This window comes from Campylobacter sp. 2018MI01 (assembly GCF_018501205.1).
Lineage (GTDB): Bacteria > Campylobacterota > Campylobacteria > Campylobacterales > Campylobacteraceae > Campylobacter_E.
Genome location: NZ_JAHCZE010000164.1, coordinates 1 through 435 on the forward strand (window position 1 = coordinate 1; position 435 = coordinate 435).

At 47.6% G+C, this 435-nt stretch carries 1 protein-coding gene; it reads right to left on the reverse strand.

The window, feature by feature from the left end; all coding sequences use genetic code 11:
- Positions 1-418: CBS domain-containing protein (locus KJQ97_RS09490; protein ID WP_284454212.1), on the reverse strand; the 418-nt coding region annotated here is incomplete at its 3' end.
- Positions 419-435 lie beyond the last annotated feature (17 nt).

Genomic DNA, 435 nt, shown 5'->3' on the forward strand with positions numbered 1-435 from the left:
GACCAACAAGCTGACCTTCATCATTGACCAAAGGAAGCTTTTCAATCTTGTTCTGCTGCAAGATTTCTGCTGCCTTTTCCAATGAAGTGCCTTCTGGCGCAGTAATCAGGTTTTCCTTTGTCATGACCTTGCCGATTTCAACGGTATGATCTTCAACAAAGCGGATGTCGCGGTTTGTAATAATGCCGCAGAATTTGCGATTTTCGAGAGTTTCAACGATTGGAACACCACTGATTCTGTATTTGCGCATCAAAACGTCTGCTTCAAGCACGGAGTTTTCCGGCGTAAGGTAGAACGGATCGATGATAACGCCGCTTTCGGAACGTTTTACTTTGCGCACTTCATCAGCCTGCTGTTCAATCGACATGTTCTTGTGGATAACGCCAAGACCGCCCTGACGCGCCATTGCGATTGCCATGGCCGATTCCGTGACCG